Consider the following 19,784-nt stretch of genomic DNA (forward strand, 5'->3'; position numbering starts at 1 on the left):
TGGGCTCGGAGATGTGTATAAGAGACAGAACATGGTCCGTACAAGCGGATGGAGCGACAGGGCGCATTGATAAATGGCTCGCAGAACAAAACGATTGGTCGCGTTCGCAAGTACAGGAATGGTTGAAAGCGGGACGTGTCGAAGTCGATGGTCGTGTCGTCAAACCGAACTATAAATTATCGGGAACGGAATCGATTGTCGTTCATATCCCGGAAGCGGTGGAGCTCGAGATCTTACCGGAAGACATCCCACTTGAAGTCGTGTATGAGGACTCGGACGTCATCGTCGTCAACAAACCAAAAGGGATGGTCGTCCACCCGGCGGCAGGTCATGTCTCAGGAACGCTCGTCAACGCCTTATTACACCACTGTCAAGATCTCTCAGGCATCAATGGCGTCAAACGTCCAGGAATCGTTCACCGGATCGATAAGGATACGTCAGGTCTGTTGATGGTCGCTAAGAACGACTTAGCGCATGAGTCACTGGCGCATCAATTGAAAGAGAAGACGACGGAACGTCTCTACATCGCGCTCGTGCACGGTGAAATCCCGCACGAACTCGGAACGATCGAAGCCCCAATCGGACGCGATAAGAACGACCGTCAACGAATGACGGTAACGGATAAGAATTCAAAGTCTGCCGTGACCCATTTCCGTGTTCTCGATCGGTACGAAGGCTTTACGGTCGTTGAATGTAAACTTGAAACAGGACGGACGCACCAAATCCGTGTCCATATGCGTTATATCGGTTTCCCGCTTGCGGGTGACCCGAAATATGGTCCACGTAAGACGATGAAAATGAACGGTCAAGCCTTGCATGCTGCGGTTCTCGGTTTCGAACATCCACGCACAGGTGAGTGGATGCGCTTTGAAGCACCGCTCCCAGAAGAGATGACATTTGAAATCGGTCAATTGAAAAAACTTGAATTAGAGTCTTGACGTTTTTCTAATAAAACGGTAGAGTATCACCTAGAGAGCGATGCGAGACATCCTCTACTGACACTTCGGTCGTCCGAGTGACGATCCTACCTAACTAGTATCACCTTTAATCGAGTCCGGAGAGGCTGCGAAAGGGAGAACCTACCACGATCGTGCGTAGGCATGCATACAACACGTATGCCATGATTCTGTCTTCGATGACCTTCTGCGGATTTCCGCAGAAGGTCTTTTGTATGAAAGGAGAAACCATGAAACCAGCCGTCATCTTAGATGAAGCCGCGATCGGACGTGCACTGACACGGATCGCCCATGAAATCATCGAACGTAACAAAGGAATTCATGATTTGATGATCGTCGGAATCAAGACGCGAGGCGAGACACTCGCTCGCCGACTTGCGAAGCGCATCGAACAAATCGAAGGAAAACCAGTCTTACTCGGTGTCGTCGACATCTCGATGTACCGGGATGACTTGTCGAAACGAAGTTTAGAACCAGAAATCAAAGGTTCTGATCTACCGGAAGACATCACCGGGAAAATCGTCGTCCTCGTTGACGACGTCCTCTACACAGGACGCACCGTTCGCGCCGCGATGGATGCGCTCGTCGATCACGGAAGACCGAGTATGATTCAACTTGCTGTCCTCGTTGACCGCGGACATCGGGAGTTACCGATTCGACCAGATTTCATCGGTAAGAACGTCCCGACATCCCGCGAGGAACAAGTCGTCGTCGCGCTCGCCGAAGTCGATGAAGCCGATCAAGTATTCATTAAACGCTAAAATTCAAAACCTTTAAGGTGGTCCAGAGAGACCAGAAAGGGAGTCATCTATATGGCAAAACATGCCGCAGTACTTGATGTACAAGAAGTACCTACTCACCCTCTAAACTGGCTGATGCTCAGCTTACAACACGTCTTCGCGATGTTTGGTGCGACCGTGCTCGTCCCGCTCTTAACGGGACTCAACACATCGGTCGCGCTCGTCGCAAGCGGAGTCGGCACACTGATTTTCCTCGCCGTCACCCGCTTCAAAGTACCCACATATCTTGGTTCGAGTTTTGCCTACATCGCCCCAATCATCGCCGTCAGTGAGCGGTGGGGTGTCGAGGATGCCTTAATCGGCGGAATGGTCGCTGGACTCGTCTACGGACTCGTCTCACTCCTCATCCGCTACACGGGAGCTGCTTGGTTGCTTCGCTTACTCCCGCCGGTCGTCATCGGACCGGTCATCATGGTCATCGGTCTATCGCTCGCCCCGACCGCTGTCAACATGGCGATGAACGGAGCGGATGGTAAGTACAACGGACTGTACTTCCTCGTTGCGATGGTCACACTCGGCGTCACACTCCTTGCGATGACGTACTTAAAAGGAATGTGGAGTACGATTCCGATTTTGTTCGGGATCACAGTTGGTTATCTCGTTGCGGCATCGGTCGGAATCATTGACTTCACACCACTCCAACAAGCCACGTTCTTCCACGTGCCGGACTTCACGATTCCGTTCTTGAATTACACACCATCGTGGAATACAGCCGCCTTGCTTCTGATTGTTCCTGTGACGCTCGTCACACTGACGGAGCACATCGGCGAACAAAAAGTGACATCACGGATCATCGGGCGCGAGACGCTCCTCGATCCAGGGATGCATCGGACCGTACTGGGTGACGGGATCGCGAAGACAGTCGCGTCGATGCTTGGCGGACCACCGGTTACGACGTATGGTGAGAACAACGGTGTCATGTCGATCACACGTGTCTACAGTGTCTATGTCCTCGGTGGCGCGGCGGTTCTTGCGATCAGCTTCGGATTCCTCGGATATGTCGAAGGGTTCATCAAGACGATTCCGACACCGGTCATGGGTGGAATCAGTATCCTCTTGTTCGGAGTCATCGCGTCGAATGGTCTCCGGACGCTGACGGAAAGTAAGATCGATCTTGCCGATAAACGAAATCTGACGATTACAGCCGTCATTCTCGTCACAGGTATCGGAGGCGCGGCGCTTAAAATCGGCAACTTCTCTCTCGAAGGAATGGCACTAGCGACGATTCTTGGAATCATCCTGAATCTAGTTCTTCCGAAAACGACAGAGCAGGTCGAAGAAACAACAGAAACCTCTACAACTCAATCGGTAGCTAACAACTTTTAAGACGTTCCGAGAGAACGATAAAGTGAAGGCCATGAAAAGATGCAGGGAATCACTCTGCCTTCTTTCGGCGCACCTTCACTTAGAAGGTGCGCCTTTTTCATGACCTGAAGAGGAGTGAATGATATGAAGACGATCCTAAAAACCCGGCATTTCGTCAACCTAGAAAGTTTATCCACGACAGAAATCAATTCTTTGATTGAACGCAGTCTCGCTTTTAAACGAGGCGAGCCAACACCAGATTTTTCCGGTAAGACACTCGTCAATCTGTTCTTTGAAAACTCGACGCGGACACGCTCTTCCTTTGAGATGGCAGAGCATCGTCTGAATATGCATCTACTGCCGTTCGAAACGGCGACTTCCTCTGTGCAAAAAGGAGAAACGTTACGCGATACATGCAAGACACTCGAAGCAATCGGCGCAGATGCTTTGGTCATTCGTCACGGAGCAACCGGATATTACGAAGAACTGATGCAGACGCTCAATATTCCGATCATCAATGCGGGAGATGGGAGCGGTCAACATCCGTCTCAGTCCTTACTCGATTTGATGACGATGGTCGAAACGTATGGAACGGTCGAAGGAAAAGTCGTCGTCATCTGTGGGGACTTACAACATAGTCGCGTCGCCCGATCGAACGCTGACATCTTAAAACGACTCGGTGCCATCGTCTATGGATCAGGACCTATTGAGTGGTACGACCCTGCGATGGGCATACCGTATCTTCCGATGGATGAAGCCGTCGAGCAGTGCGACATCTTGATGTTACTGCGTGTCCAGCACGAACGGCATGACGGGACGACGCGATTTGATCCAGCAGTCTACCACACAACGCACGGATTGACAGATGAGCGGATGAACCGTCTGAAGCATTCCGCGATCGTGCTTCATCCGGCACCGGTCAATCGGGGAGTCGAGATTGCCGACGAACTGGTCGAACATCCGCGATCGCGGATTTTTGAACAGATGAAAAACGGTGTCTTTGCACGGATGGCGATTCTGGAATGGTGCTTTTCAACGAAATCAATCAAAGGAGACGATGCAGATGACAACACGAATTGAGAATGCGAGATGGTACGAGGCGGGACAAGTTCGAACGGGAGATATTCGGATTGAAGCCGGGAAAATCACGGATTTAGCAGCAACACCGCAAGCGAATGAAACGGTCATTGATGCGTCCGGCTTATTCGTCGCACCAGGATTCGTTGACATCCATGTCCACCTGCGGGAACCGGGTGGCGAACATAAGGAGACGATTGCGACCGGCACGGCAGCGGCGGCAGCGGGTGGATTCACGACGATTTGTCCGATGCCGAACACGCGCCCCGTACCAGACGATCGTCAAACACTTGATGCGTTGTTCCAAAAGATTGAAGAGACAGCGTCCGTTCGGGTTTTGCCTTACGCGGCGATTTCAAAAAATCAACTCGGACAAGAACTCGTCGCGTTCGACCAATTAACAGATGCTGTCGCCTTTACGGATGATGGTGTCGGCGTCCAGACGGCAGCAGTCATGCGGACAGCGATGCAACAGGCGGCACGGCTCGGGAAAACGATCGTTGCTCACTGCGAAGATGATTCGTTAAAAGCAGGATGTGTGCACGAGGGGAACTACAGTCGACGGGAAGGACTACAAGGTATTCCGTCGCTTGCTGAGAGCATCCACATCGCACGTGATGTCCTGATTGCAGAAGAGACCGGCTGTCATTATCACGTCTGTCATGTCTCGACGAAGGAATCGGTCCGTGTCATCCGTGACGCGAAACGAGCAGGGATCCGGGTGACGGCAGAAGTCACACCGCACCATCTGGTATTGATCGATGAAGACATACCGAATCAGGATCCGAACTTTAAAATGAATCCTCCCTTACGGAGTGAAGCAGATCGCCAAGCATTGCTCGAGGGGCTAGCGGACGGAACGATTGATTGCATCGCGACCGATCACGCTCCCCATGCGGCAGAAGAAAAGGCACTCGGTATCGAACGTGCCCCGTTCGGCATCACAGGGTTCGAGACGGCCTTCCCACTCCTCTATACGAAGCTTGTTGCTGAAGGAGAGATGACACTTGAGACACTGATCCGGAATTTGACGGACAAGGCAGCAGCCATCTTTGAACTTCCTTACGGGAGACTCGAAGTGGGGGGGGAAGCAGATCTGGTTTTGCTTGATCTAGAAATGGAGCGTATCGTATCACCGGAACGATTCCGCTCAAAAGGTAAGAACACACCGTTCGCAGGAGAACGGTTAAAAGGATTCCCGGTCATGACGCTCGTCAAGGGAGAAATCGTATTCAAGGAGGACACAGCACATGCGTAAACGGACACTGATACTAGAAGATGGGATGACGTTTGAAGGAACGGCATTTGGCTCAGATACGACAACAACAGGAGAGGTCGTCTTCCAGACCGGAATGACAGGGTATCAAGAAATGTTATCGGATCCATCTTACTGCGATCAGATGATCGTGTTGACGAACCCGTTAATCGGAAACTACGGGATTAACCGAGAAGATTATGAGACGACGCGTCCGCTCGCTAAAGCACTGATCGTACGTGAACATTGTCAGACGCCGTCGAATTTCCGGAGTGAGATGTCGCTCGATGCAGCACTTCAAGATCTTGATATTCCAGGATTAAGTGGAATCGATACACGTCAACTGACACGGCATATCCGTTCGAAAGGTGTCATGCGTGGACGACTCGTTGACGGTGAGTTCGATTTAGCAGCAGAACTGGTTCACCTTCAAAACGCACCTATCGAGACGGATCAAGTCAAGCGGGCCTCAACGGAACGAGCGTACATCATTCCAGGTGCTGGACCGCGGATCGTTCTCGTCGATTTCGGTGCGAAGCTCGGAATCGTCCGCGAACTCGTCAAACGCGGCTGTGAAGTCGTCGTCGTGCCCTACGATGTCAATGCAACGGAAGTCTTACGCTATCGTCCGGACGGTGTAATGCTATCGAACGGACCAGGGAATCCAAAGGACGTCCCAACGGCGATTCCGATGATTCAAGAATTGACGGGAAAAGTCGTCATCTTCGGCATCTGTCTCGGTCATCAGTTGATTGCACTAGCGCACGGGGCGGATACGTTCAAGCTCCCATTCGGTCACCGAGGGGCGAATCATCCAGTCCAAGATATCCGGACAGGTCGCGTCGATATCACGTCGCAAAACCACGGGTATGCCGTTGACGAACAGTCATTACGCGATACCGTGCTTGAAGTGACGCATCTTGCGATCAACGACGGAACGGTCGAAGGAATCCGTCATACGACAGCAGCGGTCTTCTCCGTCCAGTACCATCCGGAAGCATCACCTGGTCCGATGGATGCGAACGGTCTATTCCAACAGTTTTTAGAAGAAATCACGAAACAACAGGAGGTCTCTCATGCCTAAACGTCAAGATATCCAGAAAATTCTCGTTATCGGGTCCGGTCCTATCGTGATCGGACAAGCAGCTGAATTCGACTACGCTGGAACACAAGCGTGTCAAGCCTTGAAGGAAGAAGGATATGAAGTCATCCTCGTCAACTCGAACCCAGCAACGATCATGACGGATCCAACGGTCGCTGATCGTGTCTACATCGAGCCCCTCCAAGCAGAGTTCGTCTCACGGATCATCCGCAAGGAACGTCCGGATGCTTTGCTTGCGACACTCGGAGGTCAAACGGGTCTGAACTTGGCTGTCGAACTGGACCGTCTCGGTGTCCTTGCTGAGTATGGTGTCGAGTTACTCGGTACGAAATTGTCAGCAATCGAAGAGGCAGAAGATCGTGATTTGTTCCGTCAACTGATGTTTAAACGCGGGCATGGTGTGCCGGACAGTGAAATCGTGCATACGCTCGAAGAGGCACAACAATTCCGGCAACAGATCGGTCTACCGATCATCATCCGTCCGGCGTATACGCTTGGGGGAACGGGCGGCGGAATCGCCAACACACCAGAAGAGTTCACGCGAATCGTCGAAGGGGGACTCAAGGCAAGTCCGGCAACACAGGTACTTCTTGAAAAATCAATTGCCGGGATGAAGGAAGTCGAGTTCGAAGTCATGCGCGATGCGACGAACCAAGCGATCATCGTCTGTGCGATGGAAAACTTCGATCCCGTCGGCGTTCATACCGGAGACTCGATCGTCTTCGCTCCGACGCAAACGCTATCGGATCGCGATTATCAATTGTTGCGAAACGTCTCGCTCGATATCATTCGTGCACTTGGAATCGAGGGCGGATGTAACATCCAGTTCGCACTGGATCCGACGAGCTTCGACTACTATGTCATCGAAGTCAACCCACGTGTCTCACGCTCGTCTGCACTCGCGTCAAAAGCAACGGGTTACCCAATCGCAAAACTGGCTGCGAAAATTGCCGTCGGGTATGCCTTGTCCGAATTAAAGAACCCGATCACCGAGACAAGTTTTGCTTCGTTCGAACCGGCACTCGATTACGTCGTCGCCAAGATTCCGCGCTGGCCGTTCGATAAATTCGAAACGGCGGACCGGACACTCGGCACACAGATGAAAGCAACTGGTGAGGTCATGGCAATGGGACGGACGATGGAAGAGGCATTACTGAAAGCGGTCCGTTCGCTTGAAATCGGTACAGCGGATCTGTATATGCCACGCTTCATCGAAATGGCAGATGATGCGTTACAACAAGCGATTCGCCAAGCGACGGACGATCGACTCTTCGCCTTGTACGCGGGCTTCGTCCGCGGTTACAGCGTCGAACAGATTCATGACTGGACAGCGATTGATCGCCTGTTCCTTGAAAAGTTGCACCATATTTGGCAGCTCGAGCAATCAGTCGCAACTGGTTTGACACCTGAACTACTCCTGCATGTGAAACGCTTTGGATTCAGTGACCCGATGCTCGCCCGGATCACCGGACAAACGGAAACGGAAATTCGCCGGATGCGTGAAGCACAAGCGATTCACCCGGTCTATAAGATGGTCGATACGTGTGCGGCAGAGTTCGCGTCCGACACGCCGTACTACTACGGAACATACGAACGCGAAAATGAAGCAATCGCGACGAACCGTTCTTCGATTCTCGTCCTAGGATCGGGACCGATCCGGATTGGTCAAGGAGTCGAGTTCGATTACGCGACAGTCCATTCGATTCAAGCGATTCGACAAGCCGGCTACGAAGCAATCATCGTCAACAACAATCCAGAAACGGTGTCGACCGACTTCTCGATTTCCGATCGGCTCTACTTTGAACCACTGACGACGGAGGATGTACTGGAAGTCATCCGAAACGAACGTCCACTCGGTGTCATCGTCCAGTTCGGTGGACAGACAGCGATCAACTTAGCCGAGTCATTAGCAGCAGAAGGTGTAAAAATCCTCGGGACATCGCTTGAGGATCTCGACCGGGCTGAGGACCGGAAACAGTTCGAAGCAGCATTGACGGCGCTCGACATTCCACAGCCACCAGGTAAAACGGCCGTGACAGTCGAAGAGGCGGTCACGGCAGCAGCGTCACTCGGTTACCCGGTTCTCGTTCGTCCATCGTACGTCCTCGGCGGTCGGGCAATGGAAATCGTTTATGCTCAAGAAGAACTGGAACATTACATGAAACACGCGGTCATCGCCTCACCGGAACGACCAGTCCTCGTAGATCGCTACCTGACAGGAATCGAACTCGAAGTCGACGCGATCTGCGACGGAACGGATGTCGTCATTCCAGGCATCATGGAGCATATCGAACGTGCCGGTGTTCACTCGGGTGACTCGATTGGTGTCTATCCGCCACAACGGGTCTCCCAAGACATCAAGGACCGGATCGTCGACTACACGACACGGATTGCAAAAGCATTCGGCATCAAAGGATTACTCAACATCCAGTTCGTCTACGCGGACGGCGCCCTCTATGTCCTTGAAGTCAATCCGCGTGCTAGCCGGACGGTGCCATTCATCTCGAAAGTGACGGGACTTCCGGTCGCACGGCTCGCAACGGACATCATTCTCGGTGAGACACTTGCTTCATATGGGTTAACAAGTGGTGTTCTACCGGAAGAACCACTCGTCTCGGTCAAAGTACCAGTCTTCTCATTTGCGAAGCTTAAAGAAGTTGATCCGACACTCGGACCGGAAATGAAATCAACCGGTGAAGTCATTGGAACGGACCGGACACTCGAAAAAGCGCTCTATAAAGGGTTGCTCGCATCAGGGATGGCGATTCCAGAGCACGGTCGTGTCCTCTTGACAGTCGCAGATCCAGATAAAGCAGAAATGACGGATCTCGCACGACGCTTTGCCTCACTTGGATTCACGTTACTTGCAACGGAAGGAACGGCAGCGTACTTGACGGAGCAAGGATTACCGGTCCAGACGGTCGGCAAAATCGACTCGTCTTCCGAATCGATGCTCGACGTGATTGAAAAAGGGGAAATCGAATACGTCATCAATACGATGAGTCGGGACTCGCAAGTCACGAAAGATGGCTTCATCATTCGCCGGGCAGCAGCCGAGAATCAAGTCGTCTGTCTGACATCACTCGATACGGCGGAAGCAATTCTACGTGTCATCGAAAGTCGCTCATTTGAAGCCAGTGCGATCCAAGCCTTCACACATGAAAAGAAAGTGGTGATCCAATGAAGCAACTCTTGACGGTCGTCTCTCGACGAACGGTAGCTCAAGGTGCGACAGAACTCGTCTGTCGCCTTGAGCAACCTCAGGTCATCGCGCCAGGGCGATTCATGCATCTTCGCGTCGGGCCACTCTTACGCCGACCGATCTCGATTGCCCGGGTCGACCATGATTTGATCACGTTTCTCTTTAAAGAAATCGGACAAGGAACAGCAGAACTGGCTTCTTTGCGTCCGGATGATACGATCGATGCCCTCGGACCGCTTGGAAACGGGTTTCCGATTGCTGCTATCCATCCAACTCAACGCGTCGTCCTCGTTGGTGGGGGGATCGGTGTACCACCGCTGTATGAGACGATGCGCCAACTTGTCGCCCGGGGTGTGACATGTGAAGCGATTCTAGGATTCGATACGGCAACAAGTGTTTTTTACGAAGCGGAATTCCAAGCGCTCGGTAAGACGACGGTCACGACCGTCGATGGGACGCATGGTATAGCAGGATTCGTCACGGCTGCCTTACATCCGGAAAGCTACGATGTCCTACTCGCCTGCGGACCGGAACCGATGCTGAAGTCACTACAGCAACAACCGATTGAACATAAGTATCTGTCGATCGAAAACCGAATGGGGTGCGGGATCGGAGCATGCTTTGCCTGTGTCTGTCAAACACCGACGGGCGGGTACGTCAAGACGTGTTCCGATGGTCCAGTCTTTCGGGCAGAGGAGGTCGTACTATGACGGAACGATTGCGTGTCGAGTTGCCGGGACTCTCTTTAAAAAATCCGATCATGCCGGCATCCGGATGTTTTGGGTTCGGTGAGGAATATGCGAAGTTGTATGATTTATCAGAGCTTGGGGCGATCATGATTAAAGCAGCGACGGGTGAAGAACGCTACGGAAACCCGACGCCGCGTGTCGCAGAGAGTGGGATGGGGATGTTGAATGCAATCGGTCTCCAAAACCCGGGTGTCGATGGCATCCTAACGAATAAGATGCCTTTCCTCGAGACGTTCGATACGGCGATCATCGCCAATGTCGCGGGTTCGACACCGGAAGAATATGAGCTCGTCGCAGAGAAAATGAGTCAGCATCCTGGCATTCATGCACTGGAATTAAATATTTCTTGTCCGAACGTCAAATCGGGTGGAATTCAATTCGGAACGGATCCGTCGCTTGCTGCTGAATTGACACGACGTGTCAAGCGGGTCTCGACTAAACCAGTCTACGTCAAACTATCACCGAATGTCACCTCGATCGTTGAGATGGCACGTGCCGTCGAAGCAGCTGGTGCAGATGGTCTGACGATGATCAATACACTCGTTGGGATGCGAATCGATGTCCGGACGGGGCAGCCGATCCTTGCCAATCGGATTGGTGGATTATCCGGTCCATCGATCAAACCGGTTGCGATTCGGATGATTCATGATGTCGCGCAAGCCGTTTCGATCCCGATCATTGGCATGGGTGGCGTGATGGAGGTCGATGATGTCCTCGAAATGATTTACGCTGGAGCTTCGGCTGTTGCCGTCGGTACCGCAAACTTCGTCAATCCATACATCTGTCAAGAATTGATTCAGCAGTTACCGGAACGCATGGACGAACTTGGTATTGATCATATTTTAGACATCAGGGGGAAAGCATATGAATCAACTTTACATCGCGCTTGATTTTCCGACCGAAGCAGAAGTCTTTTCGTTTCTCGAACGGTTCGAAGCGACAAGACCAGCTGTGAAAGTCGGGATGGAATTGTTTTATGCAGCAGGCGGAACCTTCGTCCGAAAACTCGTCGAGCGCGGACATGCGGTGTTCCTCGATGTCAAAGTCCACGACATTCCAGAAACGGCACGTCGGACGATGCGTATCATCGGACAATTAGACGTCGAACTGACGAACGTCCATGTTGCTGGTGGGAAAGAGATGATGATCGCAGCCCGGGAAGGACTGCGTGAGACGAACGCTGAGACACAACTGATTGGCGTGACTCAGTTGACATCGACGGATGAAGCGATGTTACGCGATTTAAAGATTGAAGGAGTGATGCCGGCAGTCGTTCGTGAATATGCGCAACTCGCAGAAGCAGCAGGACTAGATGGTATCGTCTGTTCAGCACTCGATCTTCCGGAACTAGTTTCAGCTTGTCGGACAGATTTTCGATTCGTCACACCCGGCATTCGTCCGACGAACAGTCAAGCGGATGATCAAAAGCGGGTCGCGACCGTTCTTGACGCTCGTCAAAATGGAGCGACGGATTTAGTGATCGGTCGTCCGATTACGCGTGCAGAACATCCAGAACAGGTCTATCTGATGTTACTTGAACAATGGAAGGGGCAATTCTCATGGTAAATCCAATCGCTAGTGCGTTACTCCGTATTGAAGCCGTCACCTTATCGCCAAACGATCCATACACATGGGCAAGTGGACTTCGTTCACCGATTTATTGTGATAATCGTTTGACGCTCTCGTACCCAGAAGTTCGTTCCTTGATTGCAGATGCACTCGCTGAGAAAGTGAAGGGACTTGCAGTCGATGTGATTGCTGGAACTGCGACGGCAGGTATTCCACACGCAGCATTCGTCGCGGAACGACTAGGATTACCGATGGTCTACGTACGTAGTGGCAACAAGAAACACGGTAAAGGGAATCAAATCGAAGGTGTCATTCAACCTGGACAACGTGTCGTCGTCATCGAAGACTTATTATCGACGGGGATGTCTGCAATCGAAGCGGCGCAAGCTCTGCAAGCGAAGGGAGCAAATGTCATTCGCATTCAAGCGATCTTCTCGTACGGGATGGAGCGCTTGTCAAACAATCTCCGCGACGCAAAGATCGAAGCGGATGCATTACTGACGTTCGAAGCGTTACTCGAAACCGCACAACAACAAGGTGATATTACTATAGAAGAGCAAAAACAGTTGGCGGATTGGTCGAAAGATCCAGTCGCTTGGAGCGAACGTTTTACAGCGAATGTCTAAAATCGATAGATTCCGTCGGACGACCTACGATTTCTAGTGAATGTTTTGGTACACTAGAAAAATAAAGGAGGTCGTCGACTATGGTGACGCATTATCGTGATTATGAACAGTTCAAAAAGGTCGTCCTCCCGTTTTTGCTTGAACGTCGGGATACCCATCAGTTGATTCTTGGCATATTAGAACGTGGGGATGAACCGCTCTTGATGGCAACGGCACAAGAAGACGATCATCGTCTCGTCATATTGCAAACGATACCGGAGCAAGCCATCGTCGCAGGTGATGTGTTCTCGCAAGAAGGAATCCGAAAGCTCGCGCGAATTCTGGATAGTCCAGGATTCGTCGGAGAACAGGCCATCTTAGCGCCGCTTTTACTCCCACATTCCATGTATGAGGTACATATGGAACAAGGGATGTATGCACTGACAGAGGTCGAGATGCCGCTTGTTCCGGAAAACGTCGTCTTCCGACCGATTTCGGACGATGAAAGACAACAAGCCTTAGCATTTGCGTCCGGATTTTTACATGAAGTTGAAACGCGACCTTCTGAGCGACAGCTTACGCAACTCCATCAGTCGATGACGCGCCACATCCAGCAAGGAAGCTTGTTCGGACTGTTTCGTGGAGATATGCTTGTCGCGATGGCGGCAGCAACGCGTCCGACGCAAACTGGGATTACGATTTCTTACGTCTATACGCCGAAAGAACTGCGTGGAAATGGGTATGCCTCTTATCTCGTCGCCAAACTATCTGAACATCTACTAAAGTCTTATCCGGTCGTGACGCTCTACACCGATTGGTCGAACCAGACAGCGAATAAGATCTATCAGCATGTCGGTTTCGAGTTAGTCGGGCGATCCTTACATATCAAGAAACAAGAGCGCTATCGATGAATATCGAGCCACTTGTTTCTTGGACATGTCTAGACATTGATATGTACAACAACAGCCGATCATCCTGTTATCTAAGGACGATCGGCTGTTTCATGTCAAACTGAGAAATCAATTGAATGTAGCGATGATTTTACCACGGACATGGCGTTCAGATAGACGTTGCAATCCTTTGACGATGTCCGCTGCTGGAATCTCTTCTGTGACGAGTGGATCTAGTTCTTTTGCTGCGACGAGTTTTAATAACTCGCTTGCCATATGACCGAGGTTTCGGATGGCACGGTCATCTTCGCTTGCATAAGCAGCCGCGAGTGCTACTTCATGGATCGAAGGGGAGAGCGTGAACGGCTTGACGACCGACTGATCGGGACCACCGGCGATGAAGGCAAGTTGCCCCGAGAAGGCAAGACGTCCGAGATCCGCTGTTGCTTCATCTCGACCGACCGTATTAAAAATCAAGTCAGCGCCGCGACCATTCGTCCAATCGCGGATGACATCCGTGACATTTTCTTTTTTGTAGTCGATTGCAAGATCGGCACCGAGTCGCTTGACCCACTCGTGGTTTTCCGTCGAAGCAGTCGTTGCGACTGAAAGACCAAGGCGTTTTGCGAGTTGAATGCCGATGCCACCAACACCACCTGCACCAGCATGAATGAGGATCGTCTCTTTTCCTGTCGTGTTCATCTTCTGAATGATGGCTTCATAGGCCGTCATGCCTGCGCAAAGAATCGCAGCGGCTTCAGCGAATGAGATGTCTTCCGGAATCAGGGCGAGGGCACGTGTATCGACGAGTGCATATTCAGCAAAAGCACCATCGCGTTGCAGGTTCGTATGAATCGCTACGCGATCGCCGATTTTCACTTCTGCGCCGGGTCCGATTTGTTCGACGACACCAGCTAGATCGACGCCTGGAATATGCGGGAACGTCCAAGCTGGATTGTTAGTCGCCTTATAGTCGACGGGATTCAGTGCGACGGTCTTGACGCGAATCAAAGCTTGACCTTCTCCTGGCGTCGGCGTCTCGACCTCTTCAAATGTCCATTGATCAATGGCTGTACCTGAGTGATTTAACCATGCTTTCATGTTTAATACGCTCCTTCCGAATACGTGAGTTCATACGAGTGAGAGTAGATTTCGACGAGGTTACCGAATGGATCCTCACAGTAGACCATTCGATACGGCTTGTCTCCCGGATAGTATTCGCGGATTGGCATCCGTTGTTTGCCACCATGGGCAACGATTTTTTCGACGAGTCCTTCGACGTCTGGATCTTGAATCGCATAATGGAAGATGCCTGTTTTCCAGAATTCGAAGTTGTTTTCGGGTTGTTCATTGTTCGGGAATTCGAACAACTCGATTCCGATGCGGTCACCTGTCGCCATGTGAGCAATCCGGAACTTGTTCCACCCTGCACCAAAGACATCCGTACACATGACACCGATGGCAGAATCATCTTCGAGGACATCAGACGGTTCCATGATGATATACCAGCCCATCACCTCTTGATAAAAACGGACGGCTTCGTCGAGATTCGGCACGGAAAGACCGATGTGCGAAAAATTACGTGGATACGTCATGCTTAACACTCCTTTTGCAAAATGATTTACGCATACTCTAACTTACGCTACACTCGATTGCATAGTACGCACTTTGAAGTAACTACTCTGGAGGAGAGAACAACATGTCGACAGAACAATTTCCGGTCAATCGGGCGCTCGCCATCATCGGCGGAAAATGGCGTCCACAATTATATTGCACGTTAGAGAACGGTCCGAAACGTTTTTTAGAGTTACAACGTGCCATTCCCGGGATTTCTCGGAAAGTCTTGACCGATCAGTTAAAAGAACTTGAACGACTCGGAATGATCGAGCGGATTGAGTATGATGAAGCCGTCTTACACGTCGAATACAAATTGACAGAGGCGGCATTTACACTGCAACCGGCCATGAAAGGTTTATGCGCGTGGGGGGAAGGGAATCAATTATCCGAATCCTAAAAGAGAGGCAGTGACACTCATGAAATTGACTTATCACGGACAATCGACAGTAACAATCGAGACGAACGGGCATCATCTCGTCATCGATCCATTCTTTAGCGGTAACGAAAAAGCGACGACGAATCCCGATGACGTCAAAGCGGATTTCATCCTTTTGACGCATGCGCATGCCGATCATATGCTTGATGCAGAGCGAATCGCGAAAGCGACGGGAGCTACAATCATTGCTACTCATGAACTGGCGACGTATCTGAGTTTCAAAGGGCTCAACGTTCACCCGATGAACCTCGGCGGACAGTTTGAGTTTCCGTTTGGTAAAGTGAAGATGACACAGGCATTCCATTCATCAAGTATCATCGATGAGGAAAAACAGACGATTACGTACATGGGGATGCCGGCTGGATTCTTGCTGACGATCGAAGGAAAGGAAATCTATCATGCAGGTGATACGGCACTGTTCGGGGATTTAGCTCTTTATGGTGCCCATCACGAAATCGATTTAGCTTTCTTACCGATTGGTGATAACTTCACGATGGGTCCGGACGACGCGTTGATTGCTGCAGATATGTTGCAAGCGAAAGCCGTCGTACCGATCCACTACGATACATTTGATTTAATCAAACAAGATGCGAACGCCTTCTGTGAAAAGATTGAAGCACAAGGTCAAACGGGCCATCCACTCGCGATTGGCGAGTCACTCGAATTATAATCCGTTCTTAAGTAAAGGAGAGGAAACGTCATGGTTCCTCTCCTTTTTGTTGCCGTTTTTCTGACCTCCTTCCTTCTTCCGCCCGATGGTGAAACGGTGAACTTCTTCTATGATAAGAAAGGGGCTGTTGACAGCCGATTCGGATATTCGGAATAATGGAAGACATGAGATGGAGGGGCTGACATGGAAGAACATAATAGTAGGAGTGTGCGAAAACGAAAACAATCGTCGTTCACACGCTTAAAAAATAAACAAAAACAAAAGATGGATGCACGATTGAACCGGATTGGAGAAAAAGGACCAGTGAAACGGCCAATCTACTTATACGGTGGTGTCATTCTCGGACTTGTCGTCATCTATTCGATCACATTGCTCGTCTCAACGGAATTGTTATCGCGCGGCGAGTCATTTAAGACGACGAATCGCTATAAATCTCTCGCCATCGAGGCGCCGCACGCAACGGTACAATTCGTTCGAAGCACAGACGGAAACGTCCAAATCAAACTCGTCGATAGTGCGTCGAGTGGGAAGCGACTGAAAATCAGTACATCGACGAATACGGTGACGGTGACAGGACGAGATGGTTGGCTGTCTCGACTTGGCAATCGTCCGAGCGAGAAAACAGCAGACTATACGATTCAAGTAGGATTACCAAGTTATATGAACCGTGTTGATGTCGATGCCGGTACACTGAAAGGGATGGGCATCTACGCAAAAACGATCGAGATGGATGGAGAAGCGATGAGTCTCGATAAAGTAAAAGGTGATGAGATTACACTGAATGCAACACGTGCGATTTCCGTCAAGGAAATGGACGCCGTACATGCGCAGGTGACAGGCGAGAGTGTCTCGCTGGCAGACTATATGGCGAAGTTGAGTCTTGACGTCACGACGATTGACGGCGCGACGAAATTGAAGCCAGATAAATCAGCCGGTACGATTACGATCGACACGGGAGGCGATATTAAAGCCTCTGATCGATATACGAAACAAAAGAATAAGGATGAGACGATTTATGAATTGTCGAAACAAGAAAAACCGGAAGTGACAGTCAATAGTGAAGTCGGGCAGGTGACGCTCGAGTGAAATTAAAGTTTCGGATTGGACTTCGAACGATTAAGACTGGCATCGCGGTAGCTCTTGCACTCAGCATCTCTTGGTATGTATTTGATATTTATTCAGGAATGGGGGCTGTCGCAGCCATCGTTGCGATGCAACCGACAATCCATCGTTCATTTAAAATCGTCTTCAATCGAATTTTCGGAACGGTACTCGGACTAATGTGTGGACTCGCCATCGTTGCGACACTTGGTGCCAATCCGCTGACGATCGGACTCGCCGTCGTCGTCTCACTCGTCCTCAATTCGATGATTGGACGAACGGATATGTCGACGTTCGCTGCCTTTGCGATCGTCTTGATGTTCGAGAGCCCGACCGCCGACTATGTCCACTATGCCTTATCACGATCGTTGCTGACTGTCGTCGGTGTGTTATCTGCCGTTCTCGTCAACTACATCGTCTTCCCACCACATTATGAAGACCGCTTGCTATTACTCGTCAAAAAAACGACGCAACAGTTGATGGAAGATTGGCGAACCCTTGTGCAAGATGATGGACGCTTGCTTGCCGTCCGTAAACAAATCCTCAAACATGAGGAAATGATGCTGATGCTTCAAGAGGATCAAAAATATCCATTGGTGGCAAGCGGTCAAAGTGAAGCGTTCATTCGACTGAAGGAGCTTGTCGATCTTGAAGACAAGTTGCTCGTCTTGCTTGAAAGCATTGCTAGTCACCGGGATATCCCGATGACAGAAGAACAGGAAAAGACGCTCGGTCAGGAAATTGATTTCTTACTCAGCCATCATTACGATGTCATCTTCTCCCACGAACGAAAACAGGCGATGTTCTCATTCGATCAAGAATTAAGCGAAGCGAAGGATATCATCCATGGGCATTTGCTTGATTACCGGGAACAGTTAGAAAAAATGAAGTGAAGATGAAAAAGCGCTGTTTCTCCTAAGTAACATTTAGGAAAAACAGCGCTTTTTTGTGTAGCGTCATTGACGTAAGCATTGGACGACATCTGGATCAGGTGTGACGTAAAGAGTCGTTTGATCCGTGTAGATGACGAATCCTGGCTTTGCACCACTCGGTTTTTTGACATAACGTAGTTCCGTGAAGTCGACCGGGACTTGGCTCGACTCACGTGCTTTCGAGAAATAAGCCGCGACGATCGCTGCTTCCTTCAACGTCGTCTCGTCCGGTGCATCACTTTGAATGATGACGTGCGATCCCGGGATATCCTTCGTGTGTAACCACGTATCGGACCTGCGTCCGAACTTGAACGTCGCGTAATCATTTTGTTTATTGTTCTTTCCTACGAAGAATGGAAGACCAGTCGAAGAACGGTATGCTTCGAGTTGTGGGAGCTGCGGTTTCTTTTTCTTCTTTTGTCGTTCGCGCAGATAACCTTCTTCGACGAGTTCCTCGCGCATTTCCCGGATGTCTTCTGGGGATGCGACATCGAGTTGCGCAAGTAAGCCTTCGAAGTACGCAATCTCAGCTTGGTTCTTCTCGAGCTGACGCGCGACTTCGACTTTGGCGGTTTTTAATTTGTTGTACCGTTTGTAGTAGCGCTGCGCGTTCTCATTCGGTGAAAAGCGAGGATCGAGCGAAATCGTTATCTCAGCGCCGTCTGGGTCATAGTAATCGACGACTGTCGCTTCCTTCATCCCGCGTTCGAGCTGATACAGATAGGTCGTCAGTAATTCCCCTTTATGTTTCCACTCATCCATCCGTAACGTCGCTTCTAAATCTTTTTCGAGTTTCGAGCGTTTTAGAATATTTTTATCATATTCACTTTTGATGAACCGTTCGAGATCGGCTGCTTGTTGTTTGACGCGATCGCGGTTCGCCTTTTGATGGAAGAAGGCGTCGAGGACTTGACCACTCGTCTCGAACGTCTTCTCATCGATGATGGATCCTTCCGTCAAGCGGATAGGGGCGAAACGTTCCTTCCCGCCATCCATCCGTTGCAACACATAAGGACCATCGAGTTCCTTCAGGACTTCTTGAAAGGCAGACGCGAGAGTCGTCCGGTTGGCTAGACCTGCTCGCGAGACGATTTCTTTTGCGATTTGCGGGGACAGACCACTGAAGAGACCAAGTAACTGACGATCGAGCTTCCCAGCGTTCCAGTCAATCCGGTGAAGCGCCTTTTCGATATCTCCTGTGAGCGGATCAACTTTATCCTGTGCCGGCGGAAGCTGGTATGTCATCCCTGGCATGATCGTCCGGAAGGTGTTTTGACTGAGTGGTAAGTGTTTGATCGCATCGAGGATCTTATCTTGTCCATCGGTCAAAATGATGTTCGAGTGACGTCCCATCAATTCGATATAGATTTTTTTCGCTTCCTCATCGCCAAGTTCGTTCCGGGAGCGGACGCGCAAGACGATGATCCGGTCGCGTTCGAGTTGTTCGATTGACTCGATGAACCCGCCTTCGACATGTTTACGGAGCATCATACAGAAGAGCTGTCTCTTATACACATC

19 protein-coding genes are annotated in these 19,784 nt (G+C 50.6%); 16 read left to right on the forward strand and 3 right to left on the reverse strand.

Features of this window, described 5'->3' with window-relative positions; genetic code table 11:
• Positions 1-11: 11 nt before the first annotated feature.
• The 12 genes from F8N00_RS06905 (at position 12) to F8N00_RS06960 (ending at position 13,531) form a co-directional block, all read left to right on the forward strand.
• Positions 12-938 carry an RluA family pseudouridine synthase gene (locus F8N00_RS06905; protein ID WP_421017969.1) on the forward strand — a complete coding sequence of 309 codons (927 nt, stop codon included), beginning with the start codon at positions 12-14 and terminating at the stop codon, positions 936-938.
• 248 nt (positions 939-1,186) lie between these two features.
• The gene (gene pyrR / locus F8N00_RS06910) at positions 1,187-1,717 is read left to right on the forward strand and encodes a bifunctional pyr operon transcriptional regulator/uracil phosphoribosyltransferase PyrR (protein ID WP_035396895.1); all 531 of its coding nucleotides are present in this window, start codon (positions 1,187-1,189) and stop codon (positions 1,715-1,717) included.
• Between the two features lie 51 nt (positions 1,718-1,768).
• Positions 1,769-3,082 (forward strand): uracil-xanthine permease family protein, encoded by a 1,314-nt coding sequence (locus F8N00_RS06915; protein ID WP_050677526.1) that lies wholly within the window; start codon positions 1,769-1,771, stop codon positions 3,080-3,082.
• A 123-nt stretch (positions 3,083-3,205) separates the two neighbouring features.
• Positions 3,206-4,141, forward strand: coding sequence for an aspartate carbamoyltransferase catalytic subunit (locus F8N00_RS06920; RefSeq protein ID WP_421017963.1), 936 nt, complete (start codon positions 3,206-3,208; stop codon positions 4,139-4,141).
• Positions 4,125-5,396, forward strand: a complete 1,272-nt coding sequence (locus F8N00_RS06925) for a dihydroorotase (protein ID WP_421017964.1) — start codon at positions 4,125-4,127, stop codon at positions 5,394-5,396. The genes F8N00_RS06920 and F8N00_RS06925 overlap by 17 nt, the downstream gene beginning before the upstream one ends.
• Positions 5,389-6,477: a carbamoyl phosphate synthase small subunit gene (locus F8N00_RS06930; protein WP_421017965.1), complete on the forward strand. Its 1,089-nt coding sequence runs from the start codon at positions 5,389-5,391 to the stop codon at positions 6,475-6,477. The genes F8N00_RS06925 and F8N00_RS06930 overlap by 8 nt, the downstream gene beginning before the upstream one ends.
• The gene (gene carB, locus F8N00_RS06935) at positions 6,470-9,679 is read left to right on the forward strand and encodes a carbamoyl-phosphate synthase large subunit (RefSeq protein WP_421017966.1); all 3,210 of its coding nucleotides are present in this window, start codon (positions 6,470-6,472) and stop codon (positions 9,677-9,679) included. The genes F8N00_RS06930 and carB overlap by 8 nt, the downstream gene beginning before the upstream one ends.
• Positions 9,676-10,407 (forward strand): oxidoreductase, encoded by a 732-nt coding sequence (locus F8N00_RS06940; protein WP_023468784.1) that lies wholly within the window; start codon positions 9,676-9,678, stop codon positions 10,405-10,407. The genes carB and F8N00_RS06940 overlap by 4 nt, the downstream gene beginning before the upstream one ends.
• Positions 10,404-11,336, forward strand: coding sequence for a dihydroorotate dehydrogenase (locus F8N00_RS06945; protein ID WP_023468783.1), 933 nt, complete (start codon positions 10,404-10,406; stop codon positions 11,334-11,336). Before F8N00_RS06940 ends, F8N00_RS06945 begins: the two co-directional genes overlap by 4 nt.
• Positions 11,311-12,012: an orotidine-5'-phosphate decarboxylase gene (pyrF, locus tag F8N00_RS06950; RefSeq protein ID WP_035396734.1), complete on the forward strand. Its 702-nt coding sequence runs from the start codon at positions 11,311-11,313 to the stop codon at positions 12,010-12,012. The genes F8N00_RS06945 and pyrF overlap by 26 nt, the downstream gene beginning before the upstream one ends.
• Complete coding sequence (gene pyrE / locus F8N00_RS06955) at positions 12,006-12,641, forward strand: orotate phosphoribosyltransferase (RefSeq protein WP_074668419.1); 636 nt, start codon at positions 12,006-12,008, stop codon at positions 12,639-12,641. The genes pyrF and pyrE overlap by 7 nt, the downstream gene beginning before the upstream one ends.
• 80 nt (positions 12,642-12,721) lie before the next feature.
• Positions 12,722-13,531 carry a GNAT family N-acetyltransferase gene (locus tag F8N00_RS06960; RefSeq protein WP_421017967.1) on the forward strand — a complete coding sequence of 270 codons (810 nt, stop codon included), beginning with the start codon at positions 12,722-12,724 and terminating at the stop codon, positions 13,529-13,531.
• 108 nt (positions 13,532-13,639) lie between these two features.
• Here F8N00_RS06960 and F8N00_RS06965 read toward each other — a convergent pair whose 3' ends face one another.
• Complete coding sequence (locus F8N00_RS06965; RefSeq protein ID WP_023468779.1) at positions 13,640-14,611, reverse strand: zinc-binding dehydrogenase; 972 nt, start codon at positions 14,609-14,611, stop codon at positions 13,640-13,642.
• Positions 14,612-14,613: 2 nt separating this feature from the next.
• Entirely contained in the window at positions 14,614-15,105 is a 492-nt protein-coding gene (locus tag F8N00_RS06970; RefSeq protein ID WP_023468778.1) for a lactoylglutathione lyase family protein, read from the reverse strand.
• 104 nt (positions 15,106-15,209) lie between these two features.
• Here F8N00_RS06970 and F8N00_RS06975 point away from each other — a divergent pair, with 104 nt between their 5' ends.
• The 4 genes from F8N00_RS06975 (at position 15,210) to F8N00_RS06990 (ending at position 18,227) form a co-directional block, all read left to right on the forward strand.
• Positions 15,210-15,524: a winged helix-turn-helix transcriptional regulator gene (locus F8N00_RS06975; protein WP_023468777.1), complete on the forward strand. Its 315-nt coding sequence runs from the start codon at positions 15,210-15,212 to the stop codon at positions 15,522-15,524.
• A 19-nt stretch (positions 15,525-15,543) separates the two neighbouring features.
• Positions 15,544-16,233 (forward strand): metal-dependent hydrolase, encoded by a 690-nt coding sequence (locus tag F8N00_RS06980; RefSeq protein ID WP_023468776.1) that lies wholly within the window; start codon positions 15,544-15,546, stop codon positions 16,231-16,233.
• Between the two features lie 183 nt (positions 16,234-16,416).
• Positions 16,417-17,319 (forward strand): DUF4097 family beta strand repeat-containing protein, encoded by a 903-nt coding sequence (locus F8N00_RS06985; RefSeq protein WP_023468774.1) that lies wholly within the window; start codon positions 16,417-16,419, stop codon positions 17,317-17,319.
• On the forward strand, positions 17,316-18,227 hold the full coding sequence (locus F8N00_RS06990) for an FUSC family protein (protein WP_023468773.1): 912 nt from the start codon (positions 17,316-17,318) through the stop codon (positions 18,225-18,227). Before F8N00_RS06985 ends, F8N00_RS06990 begins: the two co-directional genes overlap by 4 nt.
• A 63-nt stretch (positions 18,228-18,290) precedes the next feature.
• Here the strand turns inward: F8N00_RS06990 and F8N00_RS06995 are convergent.
• A partial coding sequence (locus F8N00_RS06995) for an Rqc2 family fibronectin-binding protein (protein ID WP_421017968.1) occupies positions 18,291-19,784 on the reverse strand: 1,494 nt, incomplete at its 5' end.

The organism is Exiguobacterium sp. A1_3_1, from assembly GCF_048985645.1.
GTDB classification, from domain to species: domain Bacteria; phylum Bacillota; class Bacilli; order Exiguobacteriales; family Exiguobacteriaceae; genus Exiguobacterium_A; species Exiguobacterium_A indicum.

What these genes read in the sequence shown, in the direction of transcription:
- F8N00_RS06905 (WP_421017969.1), top strand. Translation starts at nt 12, where the DNA reads ATGTGTATAAGAGACAGAACATGGTCCGTACAAGCGGATGGAGCGACA.
- pyrR (WP_035396895.1), top strand. Translation starts at nt 1,187, where the DNA reads ATGAAACCAGCCGTCATCTTAGATGAAGCCGCGATCGGACGTGCACTG.
- F8N00_RS06915 (WP_050677526.1), top strand. Translation starts at nt 1,769, where the DNA reads ATGGCAAAACATGCCGCAGTACTTGATGTACAAGAAGTACCTACTCAC.
- F8N00_RS06920 (WP_421017963.1), top strand. Translation starts at nt 3,206, where the DNA reads ATGAAGACGATCCTAAAAACCCGGCATTTCGTCAACCTAGAAAGTTTA.
- F8N00_RS06925 (WP_421017964.1), top strand. Translation starts at nt 4,125, where the DNA reads ATGACAACACGAATTGAGAATGCGAGATGGTACGAGGCGGGACAAGTT.
- F8N00_RS06930 (WP_421017965.1), top strand. Translation starts at nt 5,389, where the DNA reads ATGCGTAAACGGACACTGATACTAGAAGATGGGATGACGTTTGAAGGA.
- carB (WP_421017966.1), top strand. Translation starts at nt 6,470, where the DNA reads ATGCCTAAACGTCAAGATATCCAGAAAATTCTCGTTATCGGGTCCGGT.
- F8N00_RS06940 (WP_023468784.1), top strand. Translation starts at nt 9,676, where the DNA reads ATGAAGCAACTCTTGACGGTCGTCTCTCGACGAACGGTAGCTCAAGGT.
- F8N00_RS06945 (WP_023468783.1), top strand. Translation starts at nt 10,404, where the DNA reads ATGACGGAACGATTGCGTGTCGAGTTGCCGGGACTCTCTTTAAAAAAT.
- pyrF (WP_035396734.1), top strand. Translation starts at nt 11,311, where the DNA reads ATGAATCAACTTTACATCGCGCTTGATTTTCCGACCGAAGCAGAAGTC.
- pyrE (WP_074668419.1), top strand. Translation starts at nt 12,006, where the DNA reads ATGGTAAATCCAATCGCTAGTGCGTTACTCCGTATTGAAGCCGTCACC.
- F8N00_RS06960 (WP_421017967.1), top strand. Translation starts at nt 12,722, where the DNA reads ATGGTGACGCATTATCGTGATTATGAACAGTTCAAAAAGGTCGTCCTC.
- F8N00_RS06965 (WP_023468779.1), bottom strand. Translation starts at nt 14,611, where the DNA reads ATGAAAGCATGGTTAAATCACTCAGGTACAGCCATTGATCAATGGACA.
- F8N00_RS06970 (WP_023468778.1), bottom strand. Translation starts at nt 15,105, where the DNA reads ATGACGTATCCACGTAATTTTTCGCACATCGGTCTTTCCGTGCCGAAT.
- F8N00_RS06975 (WP_023468777.1), top strand. Translation starts at nt 15,210, where the DNA reads ATGTCGACAGAACAATTTCCGGTCAATCGGGCGCTCGCCATCATCGGC.
- F8N00_RS06980 (WP_023468776.1), top strand. Translation starts at nt 15,544, where the DNA reads ATGAAATTGACTTATCACGGACAATCGACAGTAACAATCGAGACGAAC.
- F8N00_RS06985 (WP_023468774.1), top strand. Translation starts at nt 16,417, where the DNA reads ATGGAAGAACATAATAGTAGGAGTGTGCGAAAACGAAAACAATCGTCG.